The following is a 25,854-nucleotide window of genomic DNA, read 5'->3' as shown; positions in this document are numbered from 1 at the left end:
CGGGCGATCCCGGCAATCGCTCGTCGGGGGACCTATGGGGCGATACGCACGGTTCCGGCTCGGCCGGAGCGAGCAAAGCCGAGCTACCAGCCGACCGTGGCTCGCTGGATCTTCACCGGCTTCGCCGGCGCCCCGTCCAGCGGCCCGTTCGGGTCGGTCGGGATGATCCCGTCGGCGACCATCCGGTCGATGGCGGACATCCCCCGGATCACCCGCCCCATCACCGAGTAATGGGCCGGGATGTTCGCGAACGAGTGCACGATGAAGAACTCCGACCCATTGGTCCCCGGTCCCTGGTTCCCCATGGCGATGGTCCCCCGCGGGTACGTCTCGGCTCCGGAGACCTCGTCCGGGAACTCGTACCCCGGCCCGCCCTTCTCCACCTCGTAGATGTCCCCACACTGGAGAACACCGAGACGAGCGGAGTCGGAAAGCCGCCAGCACCGGGACCGGTCGTAGAACCGCTGCAGAACCAGCGAAACCATGTTGTGCACCGCGCAGGGCGCGGCCCCGCCGCGATCCAGCCGAACGGTCACCGGCCCGTAGTTGAACCGGAAAGTCACATCGACGGTCCCGCGGGTCGACGCCAGCGGCAACGGACGCACCACCGGCCGCGCGGCAGGGTTGCCGGGGGTCGGCGTGAACGTGCACCGGACCAACGGCACCGAAGCCGACGCCGGAGCGGCAGGCACCACCAGTGCACCCAGTACAGCGAGCAGAGCCAGTCCCCAGCGCAGCTTCATGCCGGGGACGTTAGCGAAAAACCGGCTACTTGCGCCAGGCGGTGCGCTGCTTGCGGATGTCGAGCACCAGCAGCAGGATCAGGAACAGCGACAGGCCGATGAGCCAGACGTTCTCGGTGTTGTTCTCGTGGTTGCCCTTGATCATCACCAGCAGGATGATCGCGCTGACCCAGCCGGCGATGCGGGTGGCCTTCGGGAACGAGCCGTGCCAGCCCCAGGCCGCGGACGGCTCGTCGCGCGGGTCGACCTCGGGCCGCCTCTTCTCGACCGCCTTGCCTGCCACGATGAACTCCTCAAACCCCGTGAACCTCGGACTCGCCGATGATCCCACACCTCCGGGTGCGCCGCGGAGACGCCCCGCGCGACAATGACCGGCGATGACTACCTCGCGAAGCGTTCTCGTGCTCGGCTCCACCGGGTCCATCGGCGTGCAGGCCCTCGACGTCGCCGCGCGCAACCCGCACCTGTTCCGGGTGGCCGGGATCGCCGCGGGAGGCGCCGATCCGGCCGCGCTCGCCGCGCAGGCGATCGCCCACGGCGTCGAGGCCGTCGCCGTGACGAAGGCCACGGCCGTCGAAGACGTCCAGCTCGCGCTGTACGCCGAAGCGCAGAAGCGCGGGTACGCCCAGGGCGAGTTCAAGCTCCCGAGGCTCTTCGCGGGCTCCGACGCCGTCACCGAACTCATCGACGCTGTGCCGGTCGACACCGTGCTCAACGCCCTGCCGGGCTCCCGCGGCCTCGAGCCGACGCTCAAGGCGCTCGCCACCGGCGCCACCCTCGCCCTGGCCAACAAGGAGTCCCTCATCGCCGGCGGCCCGCTGGTGCTCGCCGCGGCCAAGCCCGGGCAGCTCGTGCCGGTCGACTCCGAGCACTCCGCCATCGCGCAGGCGCTGCGGGCCGGCAGGGAAAGCGAGGTCGCGCGGCTCGTGCTGACCGCGTCCGGCGGCCCGTTCCGCGGCCGCAAGCGCAGCGAGCTGGCCGGGGTCACGGTCGAGCAGGCGATGGCGCACCCGACCTGGTCCATGGGCCCGCTGATCACGATCAACTCCGCCACCCTGGTCAACAAGGGCCTGGAGCTGATCGAGGCGGCGCTGCTGTTCGGCGTCGCGCCGGAGAAGATCGACGTCACCGTGCACCCGCAGTCGATCGTGCACTCGATGGTGACCTTCACCGACGGCTCGACGATCGCCCAGGCCAGCCCGCCGGACATGCGGCTGCCGATCGCGCTCGCGCTGCACTGGCCGGACCGCGTCCCGGATGCCGCCCCGGCGTGCGCCTGGGACAAGGCCGCGACCTGGACGTTCGAGCCGCTGGACGACGACGCCTTCCCGGCCGTCGAGCTGGCCCGGCACTGCGGCACCGCCGGCGGCTGCCTGCCCGCCGTCTACAACGCCGCGAACGAGGAGCTCGTGTCCGCCTTCCTCGCGCAGAACACCAGCTTCACGTCGATAGTGGACACTGTGTCCGAGGTGGTGGGAGCCGCCGACGAATGGCGTCGCGAACCACGCGACGTGGAGGACGTACTCGCGGCCGAGCGCTGGGCTCGTGCGCGGGCCGGTTCGATCATCGAGGGGAAGTAGCGGGTGCTCGCCTACATCATCGGTGTGGTGCTCTTCGCGCTGGGGATCTGTGTCTCCGTCGCACTGCACGAGGCCGGCCACATGCTCACCGCGAAGGCCTTCGGGATGAAGGTCCGCCGGTACTTCGTGGGCTTCGGCCCCACGGTGTTCTCGTGGCGCCGCGGCGAGACCGAGTACGGCCTGAAGTGGATCCCGCTCGGCGGGTTCTGCGACATCGCCGGCATGACCGCGCTCGACGAGGTGACCCCGGACGAGGCGCCGCGCGCGATGTGGCGGTTCAAGACCTGGAAGCGCACCGTCGTGATGTCGGCCGGGTCGATCACCCACTTCATCCTCGGCTTCGTGGTCCTCTACCTGATGGCCGTGACCATGGGCCTGCCGAACCTGAACGCCGGCCCGACCGTCCCGGTGCTGGACTCGACCTCCTGCGCCCGCCCGACCACGTCGAAGGCCGAAGCCGAAGCCCAGGCCAGCGCCCCGTGCCCGCAGGGCGCCCTGACCCCGGCGGCTTCGGCGGGACTGCGCCCCGGTGACAAGGTGCTCGCCGTCGGCGGGAAGCCGGTCGCGACCTGGGACGAGATGCTCACCGCCGTGCAGGCCACCAGCGGCCGGACGGTGTTCGAGGTGCAGCGCGGTGACCAGCAGCTCTGGCTCGTGGTCGACGTGCCGAAGGTGCAGCGCTGGAGCCCCTCCGGCGTCAAGGACGTCGGCATGATCGGCGCCGCCCCGAAGGTGGAGTCGCCGACCGTCCAGTACGGCCCCCTCGCCGCGGTCGGTGCCACCTTCGACTTCACCGGGACGATGTTCGCCGAGACCGCGCAGCGGCTCGTCCAGTTCCCGGAACGCATTCCGGCCGTGGTGACCGCGATCTTCGGCGGCGAGCGCGACCCGAACACGCCGGTCAGCGTGGTCGGGGCCAGCCGGATCGGCGGCGAGGCGGTCGAGCGGGGCGTCTGGGTGCTGTTCTTCTTCCTGCTGGCCAGCCTGAACTTCTTCATCGGCGTGTTCAACCTGCTGCCGCTGCTGCCGCTCGACGGCGGGCACATCGCGGTGGTCTGGTACGAGCGCGTCCGCGACTGGATCCGCGCGCGGCGGGGCAAGGCGGCGGGCGGTCCCGTCGACTACACGCGGTTGTCCGGGATCACGATGGCCTTGGTGCTGGTCGGCGGCGCGGTGACGCTACTCACGGTCACCGCGGACATCGTCAACCCGATCCGGATCGGCCAGTGAGGTCCACGGAGAGGTGACGGCCCGGCCGGGGCCGCTCACCCCGGCCGTAATGCTGCTCACCGTGACGGTTGACATGGTGAAGGTAGCCCAGTAGGGGTCGGTACGCTGGAAGCCGTGACCGTCGCACTCGGTATGCCCGCCCTGCCCCCGCCCGTCCTGTCCGAGCGCCGCAAGACCCGCCAGCTCCAGGTGGGTTCGGTCGGTGTCGGCAGCGACCACCCGATCTCCGTCCAGTCGATGACGACGACGCTCACCTCCGACGTCAACGCGACCCTGCAGCAGATCGCCGAGCTGACCGCCGCGGGCTGCGACATCGTCCGCGTGGCGTGCCCGTCGGCCGACGACGCCGAGGCGCTGCCGGCGATCGCGAAGAAGTCGCAGATCCCGGTGATCGCCGACATCCACTTCCAGCCGAAGTACGTCTTCGCCGCGATCGAGGCCGGCTGCGCCGCGGTGCGCGTGAACCCGGGCAACATCCGGAAGTTCGACGACCAGGTCAAGGAGATCGCCCAGGCGGCGAAGGACCACGGCACGCCGATCCGGATCGGCGTCAACGCCGGCTCGCTCGACAAGCGGATCATGGACAAGTACGGCAAGGCGACGCCGGAAGCGCTGGCCGAGTCGGCGCTGTGGGAGGCGTCGCTGTTCGCCGAGCACGACTTCCACGACATCAAGATCTCGGTGAAGCACAACGACCCGGTGGTCATGGTGCGCGCCTACGAGCTCCTCGCCGAGCAGTGCGACTACCCGCTGCACCTCGGCGTCACCGAGGCCGGCCCGGCCTTCCAGGGCACGATCAAGTCGGCGGTCGCGTTCGGCGCGCTGCTGCGCCAGGGCATCGGCGACACGATCCGCGTGTCGCTGTCCGCGCCGCCGGTCGAAGAGGTCAAGGTCGGCATCCAGATCCTGCAGTCGCTGAACCTGCGGCCGCGGAAGCTGGAGATCGTGTCGTGCCCGTCGTGCGGCCGGGCGCAGGTGGACGTCTACACGCTCGCCGAGCAGGTCACGGCCGGGCTCGAGGGCATGGAGATCCCGCTGCGCGTGGCCGTCATGGGCTGCGTCGTCAACGGCCCGGGCGAGGCCCGCGAAGCCGACCTCGGCGTGGCGTCGGGCAACGGCAAGGGTCAGATCTTCGTCAAGGGCGAGGTCATCAAGACCGTCCCCGAGCACGCCATCGTCGAGACGCTCATCGAAGAGGCCATGCGCATCGCCGAGGAGGCGGGCGAGTCCCTCGGTGAGGGTGCGCCGGTGGTCACCGCCGGCTGATCTTCGGGGGTCCGGGTGGCGAAGCCCCCGGCCCGGGGCGGAGCCCCGGATGTCACAGCTGATTTGCTGCCGGACGACGTCCTCGAGGCGTCGTCCGTGGTGGCCAACCGGGCGATGAACCGCGAGCGCCGGCTGGCCGGCCGGGACGGCTACTCGCGCGTCCTCGGCTTCGACATCCCGGGCCTGCCGGCGGGGGCGCGCTGGCTCGACCTCTGCTGCGGCAGCGGACGGGCGCTGCTGGACGCGGCCGAGGCCCGGCCGGACCTGGACATCACCGGTGTCGACCTCGTCGGGTACTTCGCCGCGGCCGGGCCCGTGCGGTTCGTGACGGCGTCGATCACCGCGTGGCGGCCGGCGGGCCGGTTCGACCTCGTGACCTGCGTGCACGGCCTCCACTACGTCGGCGACAAGCTCGGCGCGCTGCTGCGGGCGGCGTCCTGGCTGAGCGACGGCGGCGTGTTCGTGGCCAACTTCGACATCGCCGGGATCCAGACGCCGGGCGAAACGCGCCGGGTCCTGCGGGCGCTGCGCGAAGCCGGCTTCGAGTACGACGCGCGAAGCCACCGGATCCGGCGTGACGGCCCCTTCGCCGGCACGCTGCCCTTCCGCTACCTCGGCGCGGACGACCGGGCCGGCCCCAACTACACGGGCCAGCCGGCGGTCCACTCGTACTACTCAGCCCTGTAGGTGGTGCTGGGCGGCGTCGCGGATCTGCAGGCGGACGTTCTCCAGCGCGGCCGCGACCTCGTCGATCTGCTGCGAAGCGAGCTGGATCGCGCCCTGGATCGCGGTCGCGGTGGACGTCTCCCCGAGCAGGCCGAGCACCTGGGCCTGCAGGTCTTCGAGGTCGCTCTTCGTGGCGAGCGCGATGCCGGTCGGCACCTGGTCGGCGAGCAGCTCCAGCTGCTGCGCCTGCTCCTGGATCGTCATTCGGGTGGTTCCTTCCGCGGTGGGGACGCGCCCCTCCGTGTTATCAGACCCGGGAACTGTCGGTGGTGACGATTACGCTCGCACTCGTGAGCGTGACCTGGGCCATTCACCAGCCGCACCCCGTGGTGCGGCCCCTGGTCACGCGCTACGTCGGGTACGCGCAGGACGACGTGACGCTGGCCGTCCACCGCGGGCTGCCGTCGCGGCACGTGACGCTCGTCATCAGTCTCGCCGGGCCGGTGCGGATGGCCGGGCGGAGCCTGCAGGCGCTGGTCGGCGGCCTGCACACGCGCGCGGTGCCGATCCGGCAGGACCGCGTGCAGGAGGGGCTGCAGCTGGAGCTCGACCCGCTGGGCGTGCGCACCCTCTTCGGGGTCACGGCGGCGGAGCTGAGCGGCGAGGTGGCCGACCTGGCGGAGTTCGGCCTCGGCTCGCTGCCGGACCGGTTGCGGGAGCTGTCCTGGCCCGAACGGTTCAGGCTGCTCGACGACGTCCTGGCCGCCCGGGCGGCCGACCCGGTGGCCCCGCCGGCCGAGCTGGGGGAGGCGTGGCGCCGGCTGCGGGGTGCGGACGGGCAGGTGCGTGTCGCGGAGCTGGCGGAGGAGGTCGGCTGGAGCCGGCGGCACCTCGGCGAGCGGTTCCGCACGGAGCTCGGGCTGCCGCCGAAGCAGGTGGCGCGGGTGCTGCGGTTCGAGCGGGCCACGCGGCAGCTGCGCCGGGGGCACGCGGACCTGGCGTCGCTGGCGGTGGAGTGCGGGTTCTACGACCAGGCGCACCTGACGAACGAATGGCGGGCGCTGGCCGGCTGCACGCCGGGCACGTGGATCGCGGAGGAGCTCCCGTTCCTCCAAGACCAGGAGCCGGAGGTGGCGCGAAGCTGACGGCATGACAACACCTGAAGCGAACGTGTGGCCCGCCCTGCGCTACGACGACGCCCCGGCGGCGATCCGCTTCCTCGTCGACGTCCTCGGCTTCACCGAAGCCCTGGTGGTGCCCGAGGGCGACCTGGTGGCCCACGCGGAGCTGCGCTGGCCGGAAGGCGGCGCGGTGATGCTGGGCAGCGTCCGCCCGCCGGACGGCGTCCACGACACGATGAAGCCGGGCACGGCGGCGGTGTACGTGGTGTCGGACCGCGTGGACGAGGTGTACGGGCGCGTGCAGGCGGCCGGCGCGGAGATCACGGCCGGGCTGACCGACACCGAGTACGGCTCGCACACGTTCAGCCTCCGCGATCCGGAGGGCAACGCGTGGACGATCGGCACCTACCGCGGCGCGGCCTGACCGGCCCATAGCTCTTCCGGGACCGTTCGCGTCCCGGGACGAGCCGTGGGCGACGTACCCGGCGCTCCGGCCGGCCGCGCCGACCTGGGCGCTTCATCTCACCGTGTCGACAGTCTCGCGTTCCGTTTACCGCCCGGATCTGGCACCCTGGAGCCCGTGTTGCGGCTTGCAGGTGCACGGCTGCTCGATGATCGGGACTATCCGGCGGTCCGTGCCGCGCTGGCCGCCGACCCCGTGGGCAGCTGCATGGTCAGCGCCCGGGTCGAGGCGGCCGGTCTCGACCCGTGGCGGCTCGGTGGTGAGCTCTGGGCCGCCGACAGCCGTCCGGTGCGCGCCGGACGGCTCCAAGGGCTGTGCTTCTCCGGGCCCAATCTGATCCCGCTGAAGGGCAACGCCCCCGCCCTGCGGTCCTTCGCCGACCGCGCCCTCCGGCGGCAGCGCACCTGCTCGTCGCTCGTCGGCCCGGCCGAGCAGGTCCTCGGCCTGTGGGACGAACTCGAAGACGAGTGGGGCCCGGCCCGCGAAGTCCGCGACGACCAGCCGCTGATGGCGCTGGACAGCACCCCGCTCGTGGCCGCCGACCCGCTGGTCCGGCCCGTCCGGCCGGACGAGCTGGAGCGGTACCTGCCCGCGGCCGTCGCGATGTTCATCGAGGAGGTCGGGGTCGACCCGCGCAGCGGGGACGGCGGCGCCAGCTACCGCGCCCGCGTCACCGAGCTGATCGGCGCCGGGCGCGCGTTCGCCCGCTTCGAGAACGGCGAAGTCGTCTTCAAGGCCGAGATCGGGGCCATGTCGGCGACCGTCGGGCAGATCCAGGGCGTGTGGGTGCACCCGGACCGCCGGGGCGACGGGCTCGGCACCGCCGGCACCGCCGCCGTCGTCAACCGGCTCGTCCGGGGCCTGGGCCGGACGGCCAGCCTCTACGTCAACGCGTTCAACACTCCGGCCCTGGCGGCCTACCGCAAGATCGGCTTCAAGCAGGTCGGCCAGTACGCGACGGTGCTGTTCTAACCACTCTTCCGTGGCGGTGTTTCGAGGCCGGGACACCCGCTCTGACCAGGCATCATCCGGCCATGAGTGCACGTCGACGCGGTGCTCTCGCGGTGCTGCTGCTCGTCGCCGCGACCACGGCCGGGTGCTCGGGCGACGGTCCCGGGGACGCCCTCTCCGCCTTCCTGGACGCCGTCGCGTCCGGGGACGTCGCCACCGCCGCGGCGAACACCGACTCGCCCGACGCCGCGAAGACCGTCCTGAGCCAGGTCCGCGGCGTGCTCGACCCGGAATCGCTCGACGTCGACGACGAAGAGGTGAAGCAGCCGGACGGGGACGTCGTGACCGCCGGCTACCGGCTCACCTGGCACCTGCCGCACGGCCGCACCTGGTCCTACCGCGCCGACGCCCAGCTGCGGGCGGCCGAAGGCGGCTGGCAGGTGCACTGGCAGCCGACGGTCGTGCACCCGCAGCTGGCCGTCGGCCAGACCCTCGGCATGCTGCCGCAGCTGCCGGAGACGGCGCCGGTGCTCGACCGCGACGGTGTGCCGCTGATGCGCCCGCAGACCGTGATCGGCGTGGTCGTCGACCCGCAGAAGACCGGCAACGCGAGCGCCGTCGCGGGCTCGCTGGCGAAGGCGCTGCACCGGTACGAGCCGTCGGTCACCGGCCGGTCGGTGCTGGACGGGATGAGCAGGACCAAGCCCGGCGACGCCTACCCGGTGATCACCCTGCGCGCCGGGGACTACCAGCGCGTCAAGCCGGTGATCTACGACCTGCCGGGCGTCCGGTTCGCCAGCCAGGAGCGGCTGCTGCCGGTCACCCGCGGGTCCGGGCAGCAGGTGCTGCCGGGCATCCGCACGCTGGTCGAGCAGCAGCTGGCCGGCGCGGCGGGCTGGCGGATCGTCACCCGCGACGTCACCGGGGGCGAGGTCTCCGAGCTCAAGGCCGAGCCGCCGCGGGTCTCGCCCGCCGTCACGAGCACCCTCAGCACCAAGATCCAGGCCGCCGCCGAGAAGGCCCTCGAAACCGAGCCGTACTCCGCCGCGCTGGTCGCGATCCAGCCGTCGAGCGGGGACATCCTCGCCGTGGCGCAGAACGACGCCGCCGACGAGGAGGGCTCACTGGCCCTGTCCGGGCGCTACCCGCCGGGGTCGACGTTCAAGATCGTCACGGCGGCGGCCGCGCTGGCCACCGGCGACGTCGACGCCGGCAGCCCGGTCGACTGCCCCGGCGTCACCACGATCGAGAACCGCGTGGTGCCGAACGAAGGCCACTTCGACCTGGGCCGCGTGCCGCTGAAGACGGCGTTCGCGCGCTCCTGCAACACGACCTTCGCCCGCCTCGCCGCCGGCCTTCCCGGCCCGGCGCTGACCGGCACCGCCCGCTCGTTCGGCATCGGCGCCGACTTCGTGGTCCCCGGCCTGACCACCGTCACCGGCGACGTCCCGGCCAGCGATTCGGCCGTCCAGCGCGCGGAAAACGGCTTCGGCCAGGGCCGGGTGGTGGTCAGCCCGTTCGGCATGGCCCTGGCCGCGGCCACCGTGCAGGCCGGGAAGGTGCCGACGCCGTCGATCGTCAAGGGGATGCCGGCGAGCACGCGGAACGTCGGCGACGCGCCGTCGGAGGAGGTGCTCGACGCGCTGCGCGGGATGATGCGCGAGGTCGTCACGACGGGCACTGCGACCGGGCTGCGGGACATCCCCGACGTCGCGGGAAAGACCGGCACCGCCCAGTTCGGCGACGGCTCGCACTCGCACGGCTGGTTCGTCGGCTACCGCGGCGACCTGGCGTTCGCCGTGCTCCTGACCGATGCCGGGTCGTCCAAGCCTGCCGTGCAGGCCGCCCACCGGTTCCTGGCGGGGATCGGCTGAGCGGGCCGTCGTAAGGTGGAGGCATGTCCGTTCGTGCCCCGCTCGTTCCCGGCGTCCAGACGCCGCGCCGCCCCGTCCCCACCTCCATCGCCCGTCCCGAGTACGTGGACAAGCCGGCGCCGAAGCGGGACACCGGCAACGGCGTGCGCACGCCCGAGGTGATCGAGAAGATGCGGGTCGCGAGCCGCATCGCGGCCCAGGCGCTGGAGGAGGGCGGCAAGGCGGTCAAGCCGGGTGCCACCACGGACGACATCGACCAGGTGGTGCACGAGTTCCTGCTCGACCACCACGCCTACCCCTCTACGCTGGGCTACCGCCGCTTCCCGAAGTCGTGCTGCACCTCGCTCAACGAGGTGATCTGCCACGGCATCCCGGATTCGACGGTGATCGAGGACGGCGACATCTGCAACATCGACGTGACGGCCTACATCGGCGGCGTCCACGGCGACACGAACGCGACCTTCCTGGCCGGCGACGTCTCCGAGGAGGCACGCCTGCTGGTGGAGCGCACCCGCGAGGCGACCATGCGGGCGATCAAGGCGGTCCGGCCGGGCCGTCAGCTGAACGTGATCGGCCGGGTCATCGAGTCCTACGCCAAGCGGTTCGGCTACGGCGTGGTCCGCGACTTCACCGGCCACGGCGTCGGCCCGGCGTTCCACACGCCGCCGACGATCCTGCACTACGAGGAGCCCTCCGTCGACACGATCATCGAGGAGGGCATGACCTTCACGATCGAGCCGATGATCACCCTGGGCACCATCGACTACGACATCTGGGCCGACGACTGGACCGTCACCACGAAGGACAAGAAGTGGACGGCCCAGTTCGAGCACACCCTCGTGGTGACGGCCGACGGCAGCGAGATCCTCACGCTGCCCTGAGTCAGTGGCTGGTGGCCTTCTTGTAGCAGCGCACCGAAAGCGGCACGAAGACCACCAGCAGCACCGCGATCCACAGCACCGAGGCCAGCAGCGCGTGCTGCATGGGCCAGACGTCGCGCGGCGGCAGCGCCGCGCTCGTGTTGCCGAACAGTTCGCGTGCGGCCTGGGTGACCGCCGAGACCGGGTTCCAGTCCGCGATCGCCCGCAGCGGGCCCGGCAGCCGTCCGCTGTCGACGAACGTGTTGGCCAGGAACGTCAGCGGGAAGACGACCACCATCGAGACGTTGTTGAACACCTCGGGTTTGCGCACGGCCAGGCCCAGCGCGCCCATCACCCACGACAGCGCGTAGGAGAACGCCAGCAGCAGGACGATCCCGCCCAGCGCCTCCGGGACGCCGGTGTGGATGCGCCAGCCGACCAGCAGGCCGACCAGGCCCATGATGAGCAGGCTCGCCGTGCTGAGGATGAGGTCGGCGGTGGTCCGCCCGATCAGCACCGCGGCCGGGGACATCGGCAGCGAGCGGAACCGGTCGATGATGCCCTTCTGCAGGTCGTCGGTCAGCCCGTAGCCGGTGACGATGCCGCCCATCGCCACCGCCAGGGTGAAGATCCCCGGCAGCATGAACTCGCGGTAGGACAGGCCCGGGATGTCGATCACGCTGCCGAACACGTACCCGAAGAGCAGCACGAACATCACCGGCGTGAACACGAGGGACCCGAGCAGGTCCAGCGACCGGAAGATCTTGATCGAGTTGCGCTTGGCGACGGTCACGCCGTCGGTGACGGCCATCTGCACCGCGTTCATCACACGGCCTCCTTCGCGGGTTCGGCCGTCTCGTGGCCGGTCAGGGTGAGGAAAACGTCGTCGAGGGTGGGGCGGCGGACGCCGACGTCGCGGACGTCGACGCCGTCGGCGGCCAGCAGCGCCAGCGCTTCGGTAAGCGCTTTCGCGCCGTGGGTCACGGGCACGGTGAGCCGGAAGCCCTCGGCCTTCGGCTCGCCGCTGGCCAGCCGGGCCAGCGTCCGCTGCGCCACGACGACGTCGTCGTGCGTGCCGACGGTCAGCTCGATCCGCTCGCCGCCGACGAGGTCCTTGAGCTCGTCGGCGGTGCCGCGGGCGATCACGCGGCCGTGGTCGACGACGGCGATGCTGTCGGCCAGCCGGTCGGCTTCCTCCAGGTACTGGGTGGTCAGCAGCAGCGTGGTGCCGCCTGCGACGAGCTCGGTGATGACGTCCCACAGCTCGGTGCGGGCCCGCGGGTCCAGCCCGGTGGTGGGCTCGTCGAGGAACAGCACCGGCGGGTTCGCGACCAGCGCGCCGGCCAGGTCGAGCCGGCGCCGCATGCCGCCGGAGTAGCCCTTGACCGGGCGGTCGGCGGCGTCGGCCAGGCTGAACCGGGCCAGCAGTTCCCGGCCGCGCGCCTTCGCCCGCTTGGTGCCCAGGTGGTACAGCCTGCCGACCATCTCGAGGTTCTCGGCCCCGGTCAGTTCCGGGTCGACGGCGGCGTACTGCCCCGACGCGCCGATGTGCGAACGCAGCTCGGGCGCGTCCTTGACGACGTCGAACCCGGCGACCGTCGCGCGGCCCGCGTCCGGTTTCTGCAGCGTCGTGAGGATCTGGACGGTGGTGGTCTTGCCGGCGCCGTTCGGCCCCAGCACCCCCAGCACCGTGCCCTCCGGAACGCGCAGCGACATCCCGTCGAGCGCGGTGACCTTCCCGTACTTCTTGACCAATCCCTCGGCCACGATGGCGTCCGGCATGGATTTCCCCTGTCTGTGTGGAGTTTCAGGCCCGGCGGATGACGATGTCGCCGGTGTAGGAGTGGGCCTTGACCTCGACGGTCTCGGTGCTGCCGCCCGGCCCCTCGGACGGCGTGAGCGTGTTGCGCACCGATCCGGTCAGCGAGTTCAGCTCGAGCCACGCGGCGCTGCCCTCGCGGATGCCGATCTCGATCTCGCCGACGGCGGTCTCGAGGACGACCCGGTCGCGGATGACTTCGCCGAGCCGGATGTCCCCGGCGGCGGTTTTCGCGTTGACCCCGGCGTGGGCGCGGTCGACGAGGATGTCGCCGTTGGCGGTGCTGACGCGCAGGTCGCCGGTCACCTCGCCGACGCGGGTCTCGCCGTTGGAGTTCTTCAGCACGGCCGTGCCGTCGATCTCGCGGATCCGCAGCTCGCCGGAGCCGGTGCCGACCTCGGCGTGCCCGGTGGCCCGGTCGACGAAGACGTCACCGGTCGCGGTGTTCGCTTCCAGCCGCGAGGTTTCGTCGAGGTGGATGTTGCCGACCGACGTCTTGAGCCGGCTGTCGCCGAGGCGGCCGGTGACGTGGAAGTCGCCCATCGCGGAGGTCGCCCTGACGCGGGAGCCGGCCGGCAGCTCGACCGTGACGTGCAGCGCGCCGCCCTTGCCCCACAGTTTGGTGGTGTACTTCGGGCCCTTGACCAGCAGCTCGCCGTCGGCGAACTCGACGCGGGTCTTGGCGGCGGCCTTGACGTCCTCGGTGTCGCCGGGGTCGGCCGGCTGGACCTCGACGGTGGTTTCGGTGCGGTCGCCGGCGACGATCCGGACGTCGGCCACACTGACGTCGAGCGTGGCCGTGATCGGCTCGGGGGTGGCGAAAAACGGCATGGCTGCGCCCTCCTGGGGTGCGTTGAGAGTGTTTCAGCTGGTCAGGGCAGGCGGGTCAGTGAACCCAGCCGGTGTACTTCTCGCCGTAGACGGACCGGCGGTGCGGGGGCCGGCTCGCGTCGGCGCCGAGTGCGGTGCTCGCGGCCCGGACGAGCCAGGCGTTGATGGACAGCCGCTCGCGGCTCGCGGCCTCCTCGACCCGCTGCTTCAGCTGGTCGGGGAGCCGCAGGTTGATCCGGGAGACGGCGCCGTCGTCGGCCTCGGGCGGCGGCGGGGCCTCCGCCGGAGCCGGTTCGGGCGCCGTGGGCACGGAAACCGCGAATTCCGCTTCGCGGCGGCGAAGGCGTACTTCGACGGAGCCGGGAGCGAGGTCGCGGGTGATCTCGTCGGCCGCGGCCGACAGCGCGTCGAGCAAGGTGAGCCGGATGGCGGACGCCAAGGGGGAGGCCAGCCGCCCGGCCAGGGCGACCGCGTCCTCCCCGGCCGCCTCGGCGGCTACCGCGAACTCGCGGCGGAGGCTGTCCACGAAGGGCGTCAGGTCCATGGCACTAATGTGGCACCACGGTGGTGCCACGACAACCCTGAACTGGCACCCTTAAGGGTCTTCGATAGGTGAATCTGCAGGTCAGGCCGGTTCGATCCGTTCCAGGAGCTCGTCGAGGAACCCGCAGGCCTCGGCGGCGGCGCGGTCCGGATCCCGGTCGGCGATGGCCCGCGCGAGGCCTTCGTGGCCGATCTCCGGCGCGTGGTCGACGCCCGGCGTGATGCGGGACGTCGTCGCGATGCTCGCCGCGATGACTTCCGTCAACCCCCGGTAGAGCTCGGTCAGCAGCCGGTTGTGCCCGGCACGGACGACGGCGCAGTGGAACTCGGCGTCCGTGCGGGCGAAGTCCTGCCAGCGGCCGGCGCGCAGGTCGGTCTCGCGGCGGGCGAGCAGGGCGTGCAGCTCGGCGACCTCGTCCTCGGTTCGTTCGATGGCTGCGAGCCGCGCACCTTCCACTTCCAGGGTCCGCCGGACCTGGAGGACTTCGCGCAGCTCCGAGCCGCAGAGCCGGCGGATCGCGCCGGACACCTCGCTGGTGGCGCGGACGTAGGTGCCGTCGCCCTGCCGGACCTCCAGGAGCCCGGTGTGCGCGAGCGCGCGGACGGCTTCGCGGACGGTGTTGCGCCCGACGCCGAGCTGTTCGACGAGCTCGGTCTCGGTGGGGATGCGTTCGCCGATCGGCCACTCGCCCTGCGTGACCGCGGTCCGCAGCTGCTCGATGACCTGGTCGACGAGGCCGGCCCGGCGCGTGGTGGCCAGAGGCACAGGATTATCCCTTCATCCAATCATCCTACGTATGCGATAGTAGCGGGCATGCGCGTCGAACACCGTGAACCCGGACTGGACGGTACCGCCGAGGTCCGGACACCGGGCGTGGTCGCCGCCGGGGCGCTGCTCGCGGTCGCTGTGGTGCTCACCGCCCTGAACCTGCGCCCGGCCATCACCGGGGTCGGGCCGATGCTCGCCGAAATGCGCGCGGACCTGGGCACTTCCGTGGTCTGGGCCGGGATGCTCACGACGTTGCCGACGCTCTGCTTCGCCGGTGCCGGGCTGGCCGCACCCCTGCTCGCGCGCCGGGCCGGGGTCGGGGCCGCCATCGCGATCGCGCTGGCCGCCCTCGCCGCCGGGCTCGTGCTGCGCGTGCTCGACGGCCCGGCCGTGGTGCTCGGCGGCACGCTCGTGGCCACCGCCGGGATCGCCCTGATCAACGTGCTCATCCCGGTCGTCATCAAGGACTCCTTCCCGGCGCGCATCGGCGTGCTGACCGGTGTCTACACCGCCGCGCTGCAAGGTGGCGGCGCCCTGGGCTCCGCCGTGACACCGCGCCTCGGCGACGCGCTCGGCGGCTGGCGCCCGGCCCTCGGCGCTTGGGCGGTCCTCGCCGTCGTCGCGCTGCTGGCCTGGATTCTCGCTTCCCGCGGCACCGGCCGCGCACCGCGCCCCGCCGACGGCGCCGGGGGCGGCCGGTCGCTGCTGGGCAACCGGCTCGCCTGGATCGTCACCGGCTTCTTCGGCCTGCAGGCGTTCTACGCCTACGCGGCGATGGGCTGGTTCCCCCAGGTGCTGATGGACGCGGGCGTGCCGCGTGACGACGCCGGGCTGCTGTTCGGCCTGGTCTCGCTGATCGCGGTGCCGATCAGCCTGGTCGTCGCGCCGATGGCGGCCCGGCGGCGCGGCCAGAGCCCGTGGATCGTCGGCCTGAGCGTGTTCGGCGTCGCCGGGACCACCGGGCTGATGCTGGCGCCGTCGTGGTCGCCGCTGCTCTGGAGCATCCTCGTCGGCCTGGGGATGAGCGTGTTCTCGCTCGGCCTGACGGTGATCGCGCTGCGCGCGCGGACCGGCGCGGACACCGCCCGCCTGTCCGGCATGGCGCAGGGCTTCGGCTACCTCTTCGCGGCGCTCGGGCCGTTCCTGTTCGGCCTCCTGCACGACGTGGCCGGCGGCTGGACGGTCCCGCTCGGGATGCTCCTCGGCCTGCTCGGCGTCCAGATGGTGTTCGGCGCCCTCGCCGGCCGCCACCGCTTCGTCTGATCCCTGGCTTGCTCAGTCCAGAGGCAGGTTCAGCAGCGCGTTCTCGATCAGCTCCGGCATCGCCGGGTGGATCCAGTACTGGCCGCGCGCCATGGACCGCGCGTCGAGGCCGAAGCTCATGGCCTGGATGAGCGGCTGGATCACCGAGGACGCCTGCGGGCCGATGATGTGCGCGCCGAGCAGCTGCCCGGTCGCCGGGTCGGCCAGCAGCTTCGCGAAGCCGGTGGTGTCCTCCATCGCCCAGCCGTACGCGATCCCGGCGTAGTCCTGCTTCGAGACCACATAGGACACTCCGAGTTCGCGCGCCTTCTGCTCGGTCAGCCCGACCGACGCGACCTGCGGGTGGGTGAAGACCGCGTGCGGCACGAACCGGTGGTCGGCGGTGATCCGCTCGTCCGGGTGCAGCAGGTTGTGCTGCACCACGCGGGCTTCGTGGTTCGCGACGTGCTTCAGCTCGTGCGGCGACGACAGGTCGCCGAGCGCGTAGATGCCCTCGACCGCGGTTTCCTGGTGGTCGTCGACCACGACGTGCCCACTGTCCATTGTGGTCACACCGGTGGCGGCGACGTCCAGCAGGTCCGAGTTCGGGCGGCGGCCGGTGGCGATCAGCAGGACGTCGCCCTCGACGGTTTCCGCGCCCTGCGGCCCCTCCAGGTCCAGCGCGACGCCGGTTCCGGTCCGGCGGGCCCGGACGGTCTTGCGGTCCAGGCGGACGTCGAACCGTTCGGCGGCCAGCTCGGTGAACCGCGCGCTGACGTCCTCGTCCTCCGAGCGCAGCAGGCGCCCGGAGCGGTTGACCAGCGTCACCTGCACGCCGAAGGACGCGAAGACGTGCGCGAACTCGGCCGCGATGTACCCGCCGCCGAGGATGACGATGCGCTCCGGGAGCTCGTCGAGCCGCATCACGGTGTCGGACGTGTAGTAGCCGACGTCGTCGAGGCCGGGGATTCCCGGGATCACCGGACGGCCGCCCGCGGCGAGCACGAACTTGTCGGCGGTCAGCACCTCGTCGGGACGCCCGTCGGCGAAGCTGACCCGCAGTTCCTTGTGCCCGGTGAAGCGGCCGGTGCCCTCGTACACGTCGACGTTCGCGTTGTCCTCGTGGCTGCGGCGGTACTCCGCGCCGCCCGCGGCGATCGGGTCGATGCGGCCGAAGATCCGGTCGCGGATGTCGCGCCAGCGCACGCCCTTCAGCTCTTCGTCGACGCCGTACTTGGCGCTGTGCGAAGGCGTGTACGCGACGTCGGCGGCGTAGACGAACATCTTCGTCGGGATGCAGCCGACGTTCAGGCAGGTACCGCCGAAGACGCCCTTCTCCACGATCGCCGTCTTCTTGCCGGCGAAGCCGGGGCCGAGGATGGAGTTCCCCGATCCCGTCCCGACGATCACCAGGTCGTAGTGGGGCACTGCATCCTCCGCGAGTCCGTGTCCGGTCGGTCCACCCTAGCCAACCGCCACCGCGAAGCGGGTGTTCCCTGTTGTGCTTAACGTCGTATTACGCGGTCAATGGCCGGTCGCGGTGAAGTGCATCCGGTCGGCCGGATCGTGCCAGTTCCCGCCCCAGCTCCACCCGATCGCCGCGAACGCGCGCACGGTCGCGTCGCCGGGCAGCACCATGCCGGGCCGCTTGCGGGAGCGGTCGAGGTACGCCGAGGCCAGCTCGGGCAGCACGAGATCGCCTTGCGTGTACGGGTTGCAGAACGGGTTGACGTCCACGGCCAGCCCGTAGGCGTGCGCCGACCAGGTCGTCTGCCCGCGCGCCGGGCGGCAGACGAACGCGCTGGTCGAGTTGCCGTCCCCGGTCGGCGGCGCGGTCAGCTCGGCCGGTCCGGTGACGCGCAGCTCTTCGAGCGGGAAGTGCGCCGCGAAGAGCTGCCCGAAGACCTTCGTGATGCCTGCCGCGCCGGAGACGTTGACCAGCATTTCGCCGGTGTGCGCGCGGCCGTCGAAGCCCCAGAACGACATCGTCAGGTAGCGGAGGTCGCCGGCCTTGACCGGGCAGGCGGGCTGCCAGGTGCTGCGCGCGAGGACGCCGGCGGGCACGGCGCTGATCGTCGACGCGTAGGCGTTGCCCGCCGGCGGCGGAAGCACGTCTTTTGTCGGAAGTGCCCGGTTCACCAGTTCGGGTGGCGTCGGCTCGACCTCGCCGAAACCGTCGGGACGGCGGGGGAGCGGATGGGCACCCACCTGCCAGGTGACGGCGGCCGGGCCGGACGTCGGCGGCGGCGCGGCCGCGGTGGTCGCCGTGACCGTCGTCGGCGCAGGTGCCGGCGGTGGGACGGGCGGCGAGCACGCGGTCACGGCGAGAGTCAGGACCGCTCCCGCCGCCGTCGCTGCCCGCCGCATCCGGCCAGCTTGGCAGAAACGTGCGTTCGGCGCGGACTCCACCCGTTCCAGTGACACCGTTTTGGGCCCCTTCGAATTAGGGTAATGAGCGCACGTCGTTCACGCACCGGAGTCATCCGGGTGCCGAGTGCTTTGCTCCGTGCTGTGCCGAAGAGGAGAACGTCCCATGGCCGTGAAGTCCCGTCGATCCCTGCTGTTCGCGAGCGGTGCGCTCCTCGCGGCCGCCGCGGTCGCCGTCCCGGTCGTGGCCGGCACGGCGGCGGCGGACCCCGGTTCCGGCACCCAGGCGCGGATCGTCGGCGGCAACCAGGCCTCGATCGCCGACCACCCGTACACGGTGTACCTGACCGACGCGGGCGGCAACCAGTTCTGCGGCGCGGTGATCGTGAGCTCCGTGGCGGTCGCGACGGCGGCGCACTGCGCCAAGGCGGTCGCGAAGCAGGACATCCGCGTGGTGGCCGGCCGCGAAGACAAGCGCACCGACGAAGGCCAGGTCCTGGGCGTCTCGAAGGTCTGGGTCGGCGAGGGCTACACCGACCCGACCGAGGGGGCGGACATCGCGGTGCTGACCGTCCGCGGCCAGCTCGACTACCGGCCGGCGAAGCTGCCCGCGAAGGACGACAAGCAGGTGTACGCCACAGGCACCCAGGCGACCGTGCTCGGCTGGGGCCGCATCGCCGACGGCGGGGACCGCTCCGACTACCTGCGCAGCGCCCAGGTCCCGCTGGTCTCGGACAGCGAATGCCGCTCCGACTACAACGTCTACGACCAGCGGAGCATGGTGTGCGCGGGCTACCGCGACGGCGGCATCGACGCCTGCCAGGGCGACTCCGGCGGCCCGCTCGTGGTGGGTGACACGCTGATCGGCATCGTCTCCTTCGGCGACGGCTGCGCGAAGGCGGGCAAGCCGGGTGTCTACACGCGCGTCTCGGCGTACGCCGATGACGTCGAGGCCCAGGCCAAACCGCGCCTCCTCGGCTGAGCGTGCTAAGCAGGGGTATGCCGACCCTGCACGACGCGACCGGTCCGGAGCTGACCGCCGCCCAGCTGCACGACATCCTCCGCCTGCGCGTCGACGTGTTCGTCGTGGAGCAGAAGGCCGCGTACCCCGAGCTCGACGGCCGTGACCTGCTCCCGGACACCCGTCACCTGTGGTTCGCGGACGCCGGCGGCGTCACGTCCTACCTACGGGTCCTGCTTGACCCGGACGGCGTCCGCCGCATCGGCCGCGTCGTGACGGCGGCCTCCGCCCGCGGCCAGGGCCTGGCGGCCCGGCTGATGGACGCGGCTCTGACCGTCCCGGGCGAGTACGTCCTGGACGCCCAGACGTACGTCCAGGGCTTCTACGCACGCTACGGCTTCGTCGCGGAAGGCGCGGAGTACCTCGACGACGACGGAATCCCGCACATCCGCATGCGCCGCCTCCCGTGATCAGAGCGTCGACACGCGTGATCGGCGCGACGACACGGCGGACGCCACCCGGCCGCATCGTGTCGGCTCCTCAATCACGCGTGTCGACCCTGGAATCACGCGTGTCGGCTTTCCGAGCACGTCCGGTACGGGCTCAGCCGAGCGCACCCCGCGGCGCGGTCGCCGTGATCACCTTCACCGCACGGTCCACATCGGACTCCGTGAGGTCGGCCCGCGCGGTCAGCCGCAGCCGTGAGATCCCGTCCGGCACCGACGGCGGCCGGAAGCACCCGACCCGGATGCCCTGCTCCGCACACGCCGCGGCCCACGCGACGGCCGTCTCCGCCGAGGGCGCCTGGACCGAAATGACGGCGGCGTCCGGCAGGCTCGCCTTCAACCCGGCCGCCTTCAACGACATCGCCAGGTTGCCCGCGTTCTCGACGACCTTCCCCGCCAGCCCCGGCTCCTCCTTCAGCGCGTGCAACGCCGCCAATGCGGCCGCGGCGCTCGCAGGCGCCAATGCCGTGTCGAAGATGAAGCTGCGAGCCGTGTCGACCAGGTGCTTGATCACCCGACGCGGTCCCACCACCGCGCCGCCTTGCGCGCCGAGGGACTTCGACAGCGTCAACGTCGTTACGACGTCGGGCGCGCCCGAGAGCCCGGCCGCGTGGACCGCCCCGCGGCCGCCCTCGCCCAGGACGCCGAACCCGTGCGCGTCGTCGACCAGCAGCGCCGCGCCGTGCGAACGGCAGATTTCCGCCAGCTCACCGAGCGGCGCGAGGTCGCCGTCGACCGAGAACACCGAGTCGGTCACCACCAGCGCCCGCGGCTTGCGCCGGGTCGCGAGCGCGTGCTTGATCGCCGACGGCGTCGAGTGCGCGACCGCGGCCACGTCGGCCCGCGACAGGCGGCAGCCCTCGATCAGCGACGCGTGGATGTACTTGTCGGTGACGATCGCCGATTCGGCGCCGGACAGGGCCGTCACCGCGCCGAGGTTCGCGGCGAAGCCGGAGGAGAACACCAGCGCCGCCTGCGCGCCGCAGAACCGGGCGAGCTCCAGCTCCAGCTCGGTGTGCAGCTCGGTCGACCCGGTGACCAGCCGTGACCCGGTCGACCCGGCGCCCCAGCGCAGCGCGGCGGCCGCGGCGGCCCCGGCGACCCGCTTGTCCCGGGCCAGCCCGAGGTAGTCGTTGCCGGCCAGGTCCAGCTCGTCGGCCTGCGCGGGACGCGGCCGCAGCTGCCGCACGAGCCCCGCGTTCGCCCGCTTCTCCGCCTCGGCGTCGAGCCAGTCGAAAACCTCGTCGGGCGGGGGCGTCGGCGGCGTAGTCACGTCCCGCAGTCTCCCACCCGGCCCCGTCGCCACCGCCAAGCGGGCCCGCAAACGCCGGAAGCCCCGGACCGCGCGGTCCGGGGCTTCCGAAGGGAGATGATCAGCTGTCGTAGCCGCGACGCGGGCCACGGCTCGGGCGGCCGTAGCCACCGCCGTTGCCCGAACGGGGCTGACGGCTGCGGCCGCCGAAGCCACCGGAACGGCCTTCGCGGTCGCCGCCGCGGTAACCACCGCGGTCGCCGCCACGCTCGCCACCGCGGTCACGGTCGCCGTAGCTGCGCTCGCCGCGGTAGGAACCGCCGCGCTCGCCGCCCCGCCCGCCGCCGAAGCCGCGGTCACCGCGAAAGCCACCGCCGCCGCGGCGCGGGTTCTCGCGCCGCCGCTCGACGACCGGCTCGCCGCTGGGCTCCTGGGCACCGGTGATGCGGGACAGCTCGGCGTCGCCCGGGCGGACCGTGGTCGACTCCGCGCGCACGCCGGCGCGGTCGGTCAGCCGGCGGACCATCCGGCGCTGATCGTGCGTCGCCAGCGTGACGACCACACCGGACGCCCCGGCGCGGGCCGTGCGGCCGGCGCGGTGCAGGTAGTCCTTGTGGTCGGCGGCCGGGTCGACGTGCAGCACCAGCGAGATGTCGTCGACGTGGATGCCACGCGCGGCGACGTCCGTGGCGACCAGCACCGGGGTGTGGCCTTCCTTGAAGTCGGCGAGGACGCGGTTGCGCTGCCCCTGCGTCTTGCCGCCGTGCAGCGCCGCCGCGTGCACACCCTGCTCGCGCAGCCGCTCGGTGAGCCGGTCGACGTGGTGCTTGGTGCGCACGAACATGATCGTGCGGCCCTCGCGGGCGCCGATCTGCGTGATGACGTCCTGCTTGTCCTGGTGCGAGACCTGGAGCACGTGGTGGTCCATGGTCGTCACGCTCGCGGTCGACGGCGCGACCGAGTGCGTGACCGGGTCGGTCAGGTACTGCTTGACCAGGCGGTTGACGTCACCGTCGAGCGTCGCCGAGAACAGCAGCCGCTGCCCGCCCGGCGGGGTCAGATCCATGATCTCGCGGACCTGCGGCATGAAGCCCATGTCCGCCATCTGGTCGGCCTCGTCGAGGGCGATGAAGTTGCAGTCGCCCAGGTGCGCGGTGCCCTGTCGGACGTGGTCCGACAGCCGGCCCGGGGTGGCGATCAGCAGGTCGACGCCGCGGGACAGGGCGTCCGCCTGGCGGGCGAAGGCCATGCCGCCGACGGCCGTGCGGCACCACAGGCCGAGCGACTTGGCCAGCGGGGTCAGCGAGTCGGCGACCTGCATGGCCAGCTCGCGGGTCGGGACCAGGATCAGCGCGCGGGGGCGCTTCGGGCGGGCCTTGCCGCCGTCGAGCCGGGCCAGCATGGCCAGGCCGAAGGCGAGGGTCTTGCCGGAACCGGTCTGGGCGCGGCCCAGCACGTCCCGGCCGGCCAGCGCGTCCGGGATGGTCGCGGACTGGATCGGGAAGGGGCTGTTGATGCCCGCGTCGGCCAGGGCGCGCAGCAGCGGCTCCGGCAGGCCCAGCTGGGCGAAGGTCTTGGTGGCCACAAGCTCGACCGCGTCGTCGCGCAGCATGTCCCCACCGGCCGGGCGGGTGCGCGGCTTGCGGTCGGGACGGTCCGCGTGCGCGGACGTCGAGGAAGGGCCGGAGTTGAACGTGACGGTCACAAATGCCTCTCGGACGTGGTTCGTCGCAAGGGAGGCCCGGGCTGCCCGCGCGCAGGCAGGGCAAGATGGTGTGCGATGGGCGTTCACAGGGACGGACCCGGCACACCGTGTCATCGCTTGCCGACACTGCGCGCCGCTTGGGTTACGGATCACCGCGAGCCATTCGGTTGGCTTTGGAGGCGACGGACACCAACTCATCCACGCCGCCGGTTGCGGTCTGTGTTCACTGTACCCGAGGCGGAGCCGGTCCTGCGCATCGAGGTCACCGGTTGTGGGCGGCGTCGCAGGCGTGTTCCGCACCACAGCCGCGACGCCGCCGCGGAATCAGGTCAATCCGGCCGCGGAAACGAGCTCGGCCAGCAGTTCTCCGGTGTTCGTGACGTCCTCGCCGAGCCCGCGCCCGTGGAACCAGCCGGCGAGGTTGCGCACGTCCCTGGCCAGGAATTCGACGCCGCCGGGGTTGGCCACGACGTCGACGACCTGGGGCAGGTCGATCACGACCAGCCGGCCCCGGTGCACCAGCAGGTTGTACGCCGAGAGGTCGCCGTGCGCGAGCCCTTCGGAGGCGAGCAGGTCGAGCGCCGCGGTCGCCTGGAACCACAGGTCCCGCAGCTCGTCCGGGCACGGGCGGACCTGGGCCAGCCGGGGCGCGGCGGTGCCGTCGTCCTCGCCGAGGAACTCGAGCAGCAGCTCGGTTCCGTTGCGCTGGACGGGGTACGGCACCGGCGCGCCGAGCGTCCACAGGCGACTCAGCGCGGCGAACTCCGCCACCGCCCACTGTTCGGCGATGAGGTTGCGGCCGAACGCGCTGCGCTGCGCCATCGCGCGGTTCTCGCGGGAGCGGCGCATCCGCCGTCCTTCGAGGTAGCCCGCGTCGCGGTGGAACAGCTTGTGTTCGTCGCTGCGGTACCGCTTCGCGGCGAGCAGCGCGCCCGGCGTGCCGGGCAGGCCCCGCCGCAGCAGGTGGACGTCGGCCTCCTTGCCGGTCTTGAGGACGCCGAGGTCGGTGTCGACCGCGGCGAGCTCGGTGACGACCCAGTCCGGCCGGGGGAGTGGGCCGTGTTCGGCGTCGTCCCAGGTGGACCAGCGGTCGGCGCCGTCGGGCAGCTGCCGTTCGGTGTAGGCGTCGTCGCGCAGTTTCGCGAGCCGGACGCGTTCGCTTTCGGTCAGCCGTCCGCGGCGCGTGGGTTCGGGTTCGTCGAACCGCCCGCGCCGCCGCGAACGCGCTTCACGGCGGCGCTGGGGGTTGTCGTCGAACAGGTCTGAATCTTCGAAGTCGTGCTGGCGCACTGGTGGGTTCTCCTCGATCAGGGATGCCCCACCGGGCGCGTGGTCAGCCTCGGGGGGCGGGTGGGTGAGGGCGCGAAAAGGCCCGGACAGTCATCACGTCAGGCACCTCCCGTTCTCACGCACCGGCTCCCTGCCGGCTCGCGCCCAGGATGCCGGACCGGCCCGGCGCCGGGCAACCGGATTTCCGCCGAGGCGGCGCGAAAGGAGTATTTGTGACGTTTCCTTGAATTCGCCCCGGCGGCGTGGTCACGATGAACGGGCAGGCAGACCGAGGAGGGGCGGATGAACACCTACGACGTGGTGATCGTCGGAGGCGGGCACAACGGCCTGGTCGCGGCCGCGTACCTGGCGCGGGCCGGCCGGTCGGTGCTCGTGCTCGAACGACGGGGGGAGACCGGTGGCGCCGCCGTCTCGTTCCGCGCGTTCGAGGGCGTGGACGTCCGGCTTTCGCGCTACTCGTACCTGGTCAGCCTGCTGCCGAAGAAGATCGTGGCCGACCTCGGCCTCGACGTGGAGCTGCGACGGCGCCGGATGTCGTCCTACACCCCGTCGGGCGGTTCCGGTCTTCTTGTCGACACGGGTGACGCCGACCGGACGGCGGCGTCGTTCCGCGCGGTCACCGGGTCTGCTTCGGACTACTCGGCATGGCGGCGGTTCTACGAGCTGACCGGGCGCGTCGCCGGGCGCGCGTTCGGCACGCTCACCGAACCACTGCTGTCCGAAGTGGACTTCCGGGCGCGGATCGGCGACGCCGAGGCGTGGTCCCTGCTGTTCGAACGGCCGATCGGCGAAGCGCTCACGTCGTGGTTCGGCGACGACACGGTGCGCGGCGTGGTGCTCACCGACGCGCTGATCGGCACGTTCGCCCCGGCGGACGGCGAGGACCTGCGCCAGAACCGGTGCCTCCTCTACCACGTGATCGGCAACGGCACCGGCGACTGGGACGTCCCGGTCGGCGGCATGGGCGCGGTCACCGGCGCGCTCGCGGCGGCCGCGTCCGCGGCGGGCGCGCGCCTGCTCACCGGCGCCGAGGTGCTCGCGGTCGACCCGGACGGCGAGGTGCGTTACCGGCGTGACGACACCGAGTTCGCCGTCCGGGGCGGCCACGTCCTCGCCAACGTCGCGCCGGCGACGCTGGCAGGGCTGCTGGGCGAACCGCCTCCGATCCGGCCGGAAGGCGCCCAGCTCAAGGTGAACATGGTGCTGACGCGGCTGCCGAGGCTGCGTGACCCGGACGTCGATCCGGCCGAGGCGTTCGGGGGCACCTTCCATGTCAACGAAACCTTCACCCAGCTGGAGGCGGCGTACCGCGAGGCGGCCGCGGGCAGGATCCCCACGCTGCCGCCCTGCGAGATCTACTGCCATTCGTTGACGGATCCGTCGATCCTCGGCCCGGCCGAACGCGCGGCCGGCACGCACACCCTCACCCTGTTCGGCCTGCACATGCCGGCGCGGCTCTTCGAGGGGCGCAACGAAGAGGCGCGTGAAGCGGCGTTGCGCGCGACGCTGGCTTCGCTGAACAGCGTGCTGGCCGAGCCGATCGAGGACTGCCTGCTGTCCGGGCCGGACGGAAAACCCTGTGTGGAAGCGAAAACCCCGCTGGACCTGGAAGCCGAGCTGGGTCTGCCGGCGGGGCACATCTTCCACCGGGACCTCTCCTGGCCCTTCGCGGAGGACCCGGCGCAAGCCGGCCGCTGGGGCGTGGAGACACCGCACGAGCGCATCCTGCTCTGTGGCGCGGGAGCGGCGAGAGGAGGTGGTGTCAGCGGCATTCCCGGCCACAACGCGGCGATGGCGGTGCTCGGCGCGGGGTGA

At 72.1% G+C, this 25,854-nt stretch carries 26 protein-coding genes; 13 read left to right on the top strand and 13 right to left on the bottom strand.

Annotated elements, in window-relative coordinates:
* Positions 1 to 83: 83 nt before the first annotated feature.
* The gene (locus AB0J55_RS21600) at positions 84 to 743 is read right to left on the bottom strand and encodes a peptidylprolyl isomerase (protein WP_364251056.1); all 660 of its coding nucleotides are present in this window, start codon (positions 741 to 743) and stop codon (positions 84 to 86) included.
* A 25-nt stretch (positions 744 to 768) separates the two neighbouring features.
* Positions 769 to 1,026: a DUF2631 domain-containing protein gene (locus AB0J55_RS21595; protein WP_354822738.1), complete on the bottom strand. Its 258-nt coding sequence runs from the start codon at positions 1,024 to 1,026 to the stop codon at positions 769 to 771.
* 94 nt (positions 1,027 to 1,120) lie between these two features.
* On the opposite strand from AB0J55_RS21595, the gene dxr reads away from it, so the two are divergent.
* The 4 genes from dxr to AB0J55_RS21575 all read left to right on the top strand — a co-directional run bounded on the left by dxr (position 1,121) and on the right by AB0J55_RS21575 (position 5,506).
* A complete protein-coding gene (gene dxr, locus AB0J55_RS21590) occupies positions 1,121 to 2,323 on the top strand; it encodes a 1-deoxy-D-xylulose-5-phosphate reductoisomerase (RefSeq protein ID WP_364251051.1) in 1,203 nt (400 codons plus the stop codon).
* Between the two features lie 3 nt (positions 2,324 to 2,326).
* Positions 2,327 to 3,553, top strand: a complete 1,227-nt coding sequence (locus tag AB0J55_RS21585; protein WP_364251048.1) for a site-2 protease family protein — start codon at positions 2,327 to 2,329, stop codon at positions 3,551 to 3,553.
* A 114-nt stretch (positions 3,554 to 3,667) separates the two neighbouring features.
* Positions 3,668 to 4,819 carry a flavodoxin-dependent (E)-4-hydroxy-3-methylbut-2-enyl-diphosphate synthase gene (gene ispG / locus AB0J55_RS21580; protein ID WP_364251045.1) on the top strand — a complete coding sequence of 384 codons (1,152 nt, stop codon included), beginning with the start codon at positions 3,668 to 3,670 and terminating at the stop codon, positions 4,817 to 4,819.
* A 15-nt stretch (positions 4,820 to 4,834) separates the two neighbouring features.
* Positions 4,835 to 5,506 (top strand): class I SAM-dependent methyltransferase, encoded by a 672-nt coding sequence (locus tag AB0J55_RS21575; protein WP_364251042.1) that lies wholly within the window; start codon positions 4,835 to 4,837, stop codon positions 5,504 to 5,506.
* Here the strand turns inward: AB0J55_RS21575 and AB0J55_RS21570 are convergent.
* Positions 5,495 to 5,749: a hypothetical protein gene (locus tag AB0J55_RS21570; protein WP_003057586.1), complete on the bottom strand. Its 255-nt coding sequence runs from the start codon at positions 5,747 to 5,749 to the stop codon at positions 5,495 to 5,497. The two genes, AB0J55_RS21575 and AB0J55_RS21570, sit on opposite strands and share 12 nt — an antisense overlap.
* 86 nt (positions 5,750 to 5,835) lie before the next feature.
* Between AB0J55_RS21570 and AB0J55_RS21565 the strand changes: the two genes are divergently transcribed.
* The 5 genes from AB0J55_RS21565 to map all read left to right on the top strand — a co-directional run bounded on the left by AB0J55_RS21565 (position 5,836) and on the right by map (position 10,775).
* Positions 5,836 to 6,630: an AraC family transcriptional regulator gene (locus AB0J55_RS21565; RefSeq protein ID WP_364251039.1), complete on the top strand. Its 795-nt coding sequence runs from the start codon at positions 5,836 to 5,838 to the stop codon at positions 6,628 to 6,630.
* A gap of 4 nt (positions 6,631 to 6,634) precedes the next feature.
* The gene (locus tag AB0J55_RS21560) at positions 6,635 to 7,030 is read left to right on the top strand and encodes a VOC family protein (RefSeq protein WP_364251036.1); all 396 of its coding nucleotides are present in this window, start codon (positions 6,635 to 6,637) and stop codon (positions 7,028 to 7,030) included.
* Between the two features lie 156 nt (positions 7,031 to 7,186).
* A complete protein-coding gene (locus tag AB0J55_RS21555; protein ID WP_033261790.1) occupies positions 7,187 to 8,041 on the top strand; it encodes a GNAT family N-acetyltransferase in 855 nt (284 codons plus the stop codon).
* A gap of 62 nt (positions 8,042 to 8,103) precedes the next feature.
* Complete coding sequence (locus tag AB0J55_RS21550; protein WP_364251032.1) at positions 8,104 to 9,894, top strand: penicillin-binding transpeptidase domain-containing protein; 1,791 nt, start codon at positions 8,104 to 8,106, stop codon at positions 9,892 to 9,894.
* Positions 9,895 to 9,917: 23 nt separating this feature from the next.
* Positions 9,918 to 10,775, top strand: coding sequence for a type I methionyl aminopeptidase (map, locus tag AB0J55_RS21545; protein ID WP_364251029.1), 858 nt, complete (start codon positions 9,918 to 9,920; stop codon positions 10,773 to 10,775).
* A gap of 1 nt (position 10,776) precedes the next feature.
* On the opposite strand, the gene AB0J55_RS21540 is transcribed toward map, so the two are convergent.
* The 5 genes from AB0J55_RS21540 to AB0J55_RS21520 form a co-directional block, all read right to left on the bottom strand.
* Positions 10,777 to 11,580, bottom strand: a complete 804-nt coding sequence (locus AB0J55_RS21540; protein WP_364251026.1) for an ABC transporter permease — start codon at positions 11,578 to 11,580, stop codon at positions 10,777 to 10,779.
* Positions 11,580 to 12,536 (bottom strand): ATP-binding cassette domain-containing protein, encoded by a 957-nt coding sequence (locus AB0J55_RS21535; RefSeq protein WP_364251023.1) that lies wholly within the window; start codon positions 12,534 to 12,536, stop codon positions 11,580 to 11,582. The genes AB0J55_RS21540 and AB0J55_RS21535 overlap by 1 nt, the downstream gene beginning before the upstream one ends.
* 25 nt (positions 12,537 to 12,561) lie before the next feature.
* A complete protein-coding gene (locus AB0J55_RS21530) occupies positions 12,562 to 13,404 on the bottom strand; it encodes a DUF4097 family beta strand repeat-containing protein (protein ID WP_364251020.1) in 843 nt (280 codons plus the stop codon).
* A 55-nt stretch (positions 13,405 to 13,459) separates the two neighbouring features.
* A complete protein-coding gene (locus tag AB0J55_RS21525; protein WP_364251017.1) occupies positions 13,460 to 13,948 on the bottom strand; it encodes a hypothetical protein in 489 nt (162 codons plus the stop codon).
* A gap of 81 nt (positions 13,949 to 14,029) precedes the next feature.
* Positions 14,030 to 14,713, bottom strand: a complete 684-nt coding sequence (locus tag AB0J55_RS21520) for a FadR/GntR family transcriptional regulator (protein WP_364251014.1) — start codon at positions 14,711 to 14,713, stop codon at positions 14,030 to 14,032.
* A gap of 48 nt (positions 14,714 to 14,761) precedes the next feature.
* On the opposite strand from AB0J55_RS21520, the gene AB0J55_RS21515 reads away from it, so the two are divergent.
* Complete coding sequence (locus AB0J55_RS21515) at positions 14,762 to 15,979, top strand: MFS transporter (RefSeq protein WP_364251012.1); 1,218 nt, start codon at positions 14,762 to 14,764, stop codon at positions 15,977 to 15,979.
* A 12-nt stretch (positions 15,980 to 15,991) separates the two neighbouring features.
* Here the strand turns inward: AB0J55_RS21515 and AB0J55_RS21510 are convergent, their stop codons facing one another.
* Positions 15,992 to 17,386: a mycothione reductase gene (locus AB0J55_RS21510; RefSeq protein WP_364251009.1), complete on the bottom strand. Its 1,395-nt coding sequence runs from the start codon at positions 17,384 to 17,386 to the stop codon at positions 15,992 to 15,994.
* A gap of 96 nt (positions 17,387 to 17,482) precedes the next feature.
* On the bottom strand, positions 17,483 to 18,325 hold the full coding sequence (locus AB0J55_RS21505; RefSeq protein ID WP_364251006.1) for a M15 family metallopeptidase: 843 nt from the start codon (positions 18,323 to 18,325) through the stop codon (positions 17,483 to 17,485).
* Positions 18,326 to 18,491: 166 nt separating this feature from the next.
* Here AB0J55_RS21505 and AB0J55_RS21500 point away from each other — a divergent pair, with 166 nt between their 5' ends.
* Positions 18,492 to 19,307 (top strand): serine protease, encoded by an 816-nt coding sequence (locus tag AB0J55_RS21500; RefSeq protein WP_364251003.1) that lies wholly within the window; start codon positions 18,492 to 18,494, stop codon positions 19,305 to 19,307.
* 17 nt (positions 19,308 to 19,324) lie between these two features.
* Complete coding sequence (locus AB0J55_RS21495; protein ID WP_364251000.1) at positions 19,325 to 19,756, top strand: GNAT family N-acetyltransferase; 432 nt, start codon at positions 19,325 to 19,327, stop codon at positions 19,754 to 19,756.
* Positions 19,757 to 19,889: 133 nt separating this feature from the next.
* Here AB0J55_RS21495 and AB0J55_RS21490 read toward each other — a convergent pair whose 3' ends face one another.
* The 3 genes from AB0J55_RS21490 to AB0J55_RS21480 form a co-directional block, all read right to left on the bottom strand.
* Positions 19,890 to 21,065, bottom strand: a complete 1,176-nt coding sequence (locus tag AB0J55_RS21490) for an 8-amino-7-oxononanoate synthase (RefSeq protein WP_364250997.1) — start codon at positions 21,063 to 21,065, stop codon at positions 19,890 to 19,892.
* A 100-nt stretch (positions 21,066 to 21,165) separates the two neighbouring features.
* Complete coding sequence (locus AB0J55_RS21485; protein ID WP_364250994.1) at positions 21,166 to 22,749, bottom strand: DEAD/DEAH box helicase; 1,584 nt, start codon at positions 22,747 to 22,749, stop codon at positions 21,166 to 21,168.
* A gap of 324 nt (positions 22,750 to 23,073) precedes the next feature.
* Positions 23,074 to 24,039: an RIO1 family regulatory kinase/ATPase gene (locus AB0J55_RS21480; protein WP_364250991.1), complete on the bottom strand. Its 966-nt coding sequence runs from the start codon at positions 24,037 to 24,039 to the stop codon at positions 23,074 to 23,076.
* Between the two features lie 282 nt (positions 24,040 to 24,321).
* Between AB0J55_RS21480 and AB0J55_RS21475 the strand changes: the two genes are divergently transcribed.
* Positions 24,322 to 25,854 (top strand): NAD(P)/FAD-dependent oxidoreductase, encoded by a 1,533-nt coding sequence (locus tag AB0J55_RS21475; RefSeq protein ID WP_364250988.1) that lies wholly within the window; start codon positions 24,322 to 24,324, stop codon positions 25,852 to 25,854.

It is taken from the genome of Amycolatopsis sp. NPDC049688 (genome assembly GCF_040674975.1).
Classification (GTDB): Bacteria; Actinomycetota; Actinomycetes; order Mycobacteriales; family Pseudonocardiaceae; genus Amycolatopsis.
This window is presented reverse-complemented; position numbering and strand designations above follow the sequence as displayed.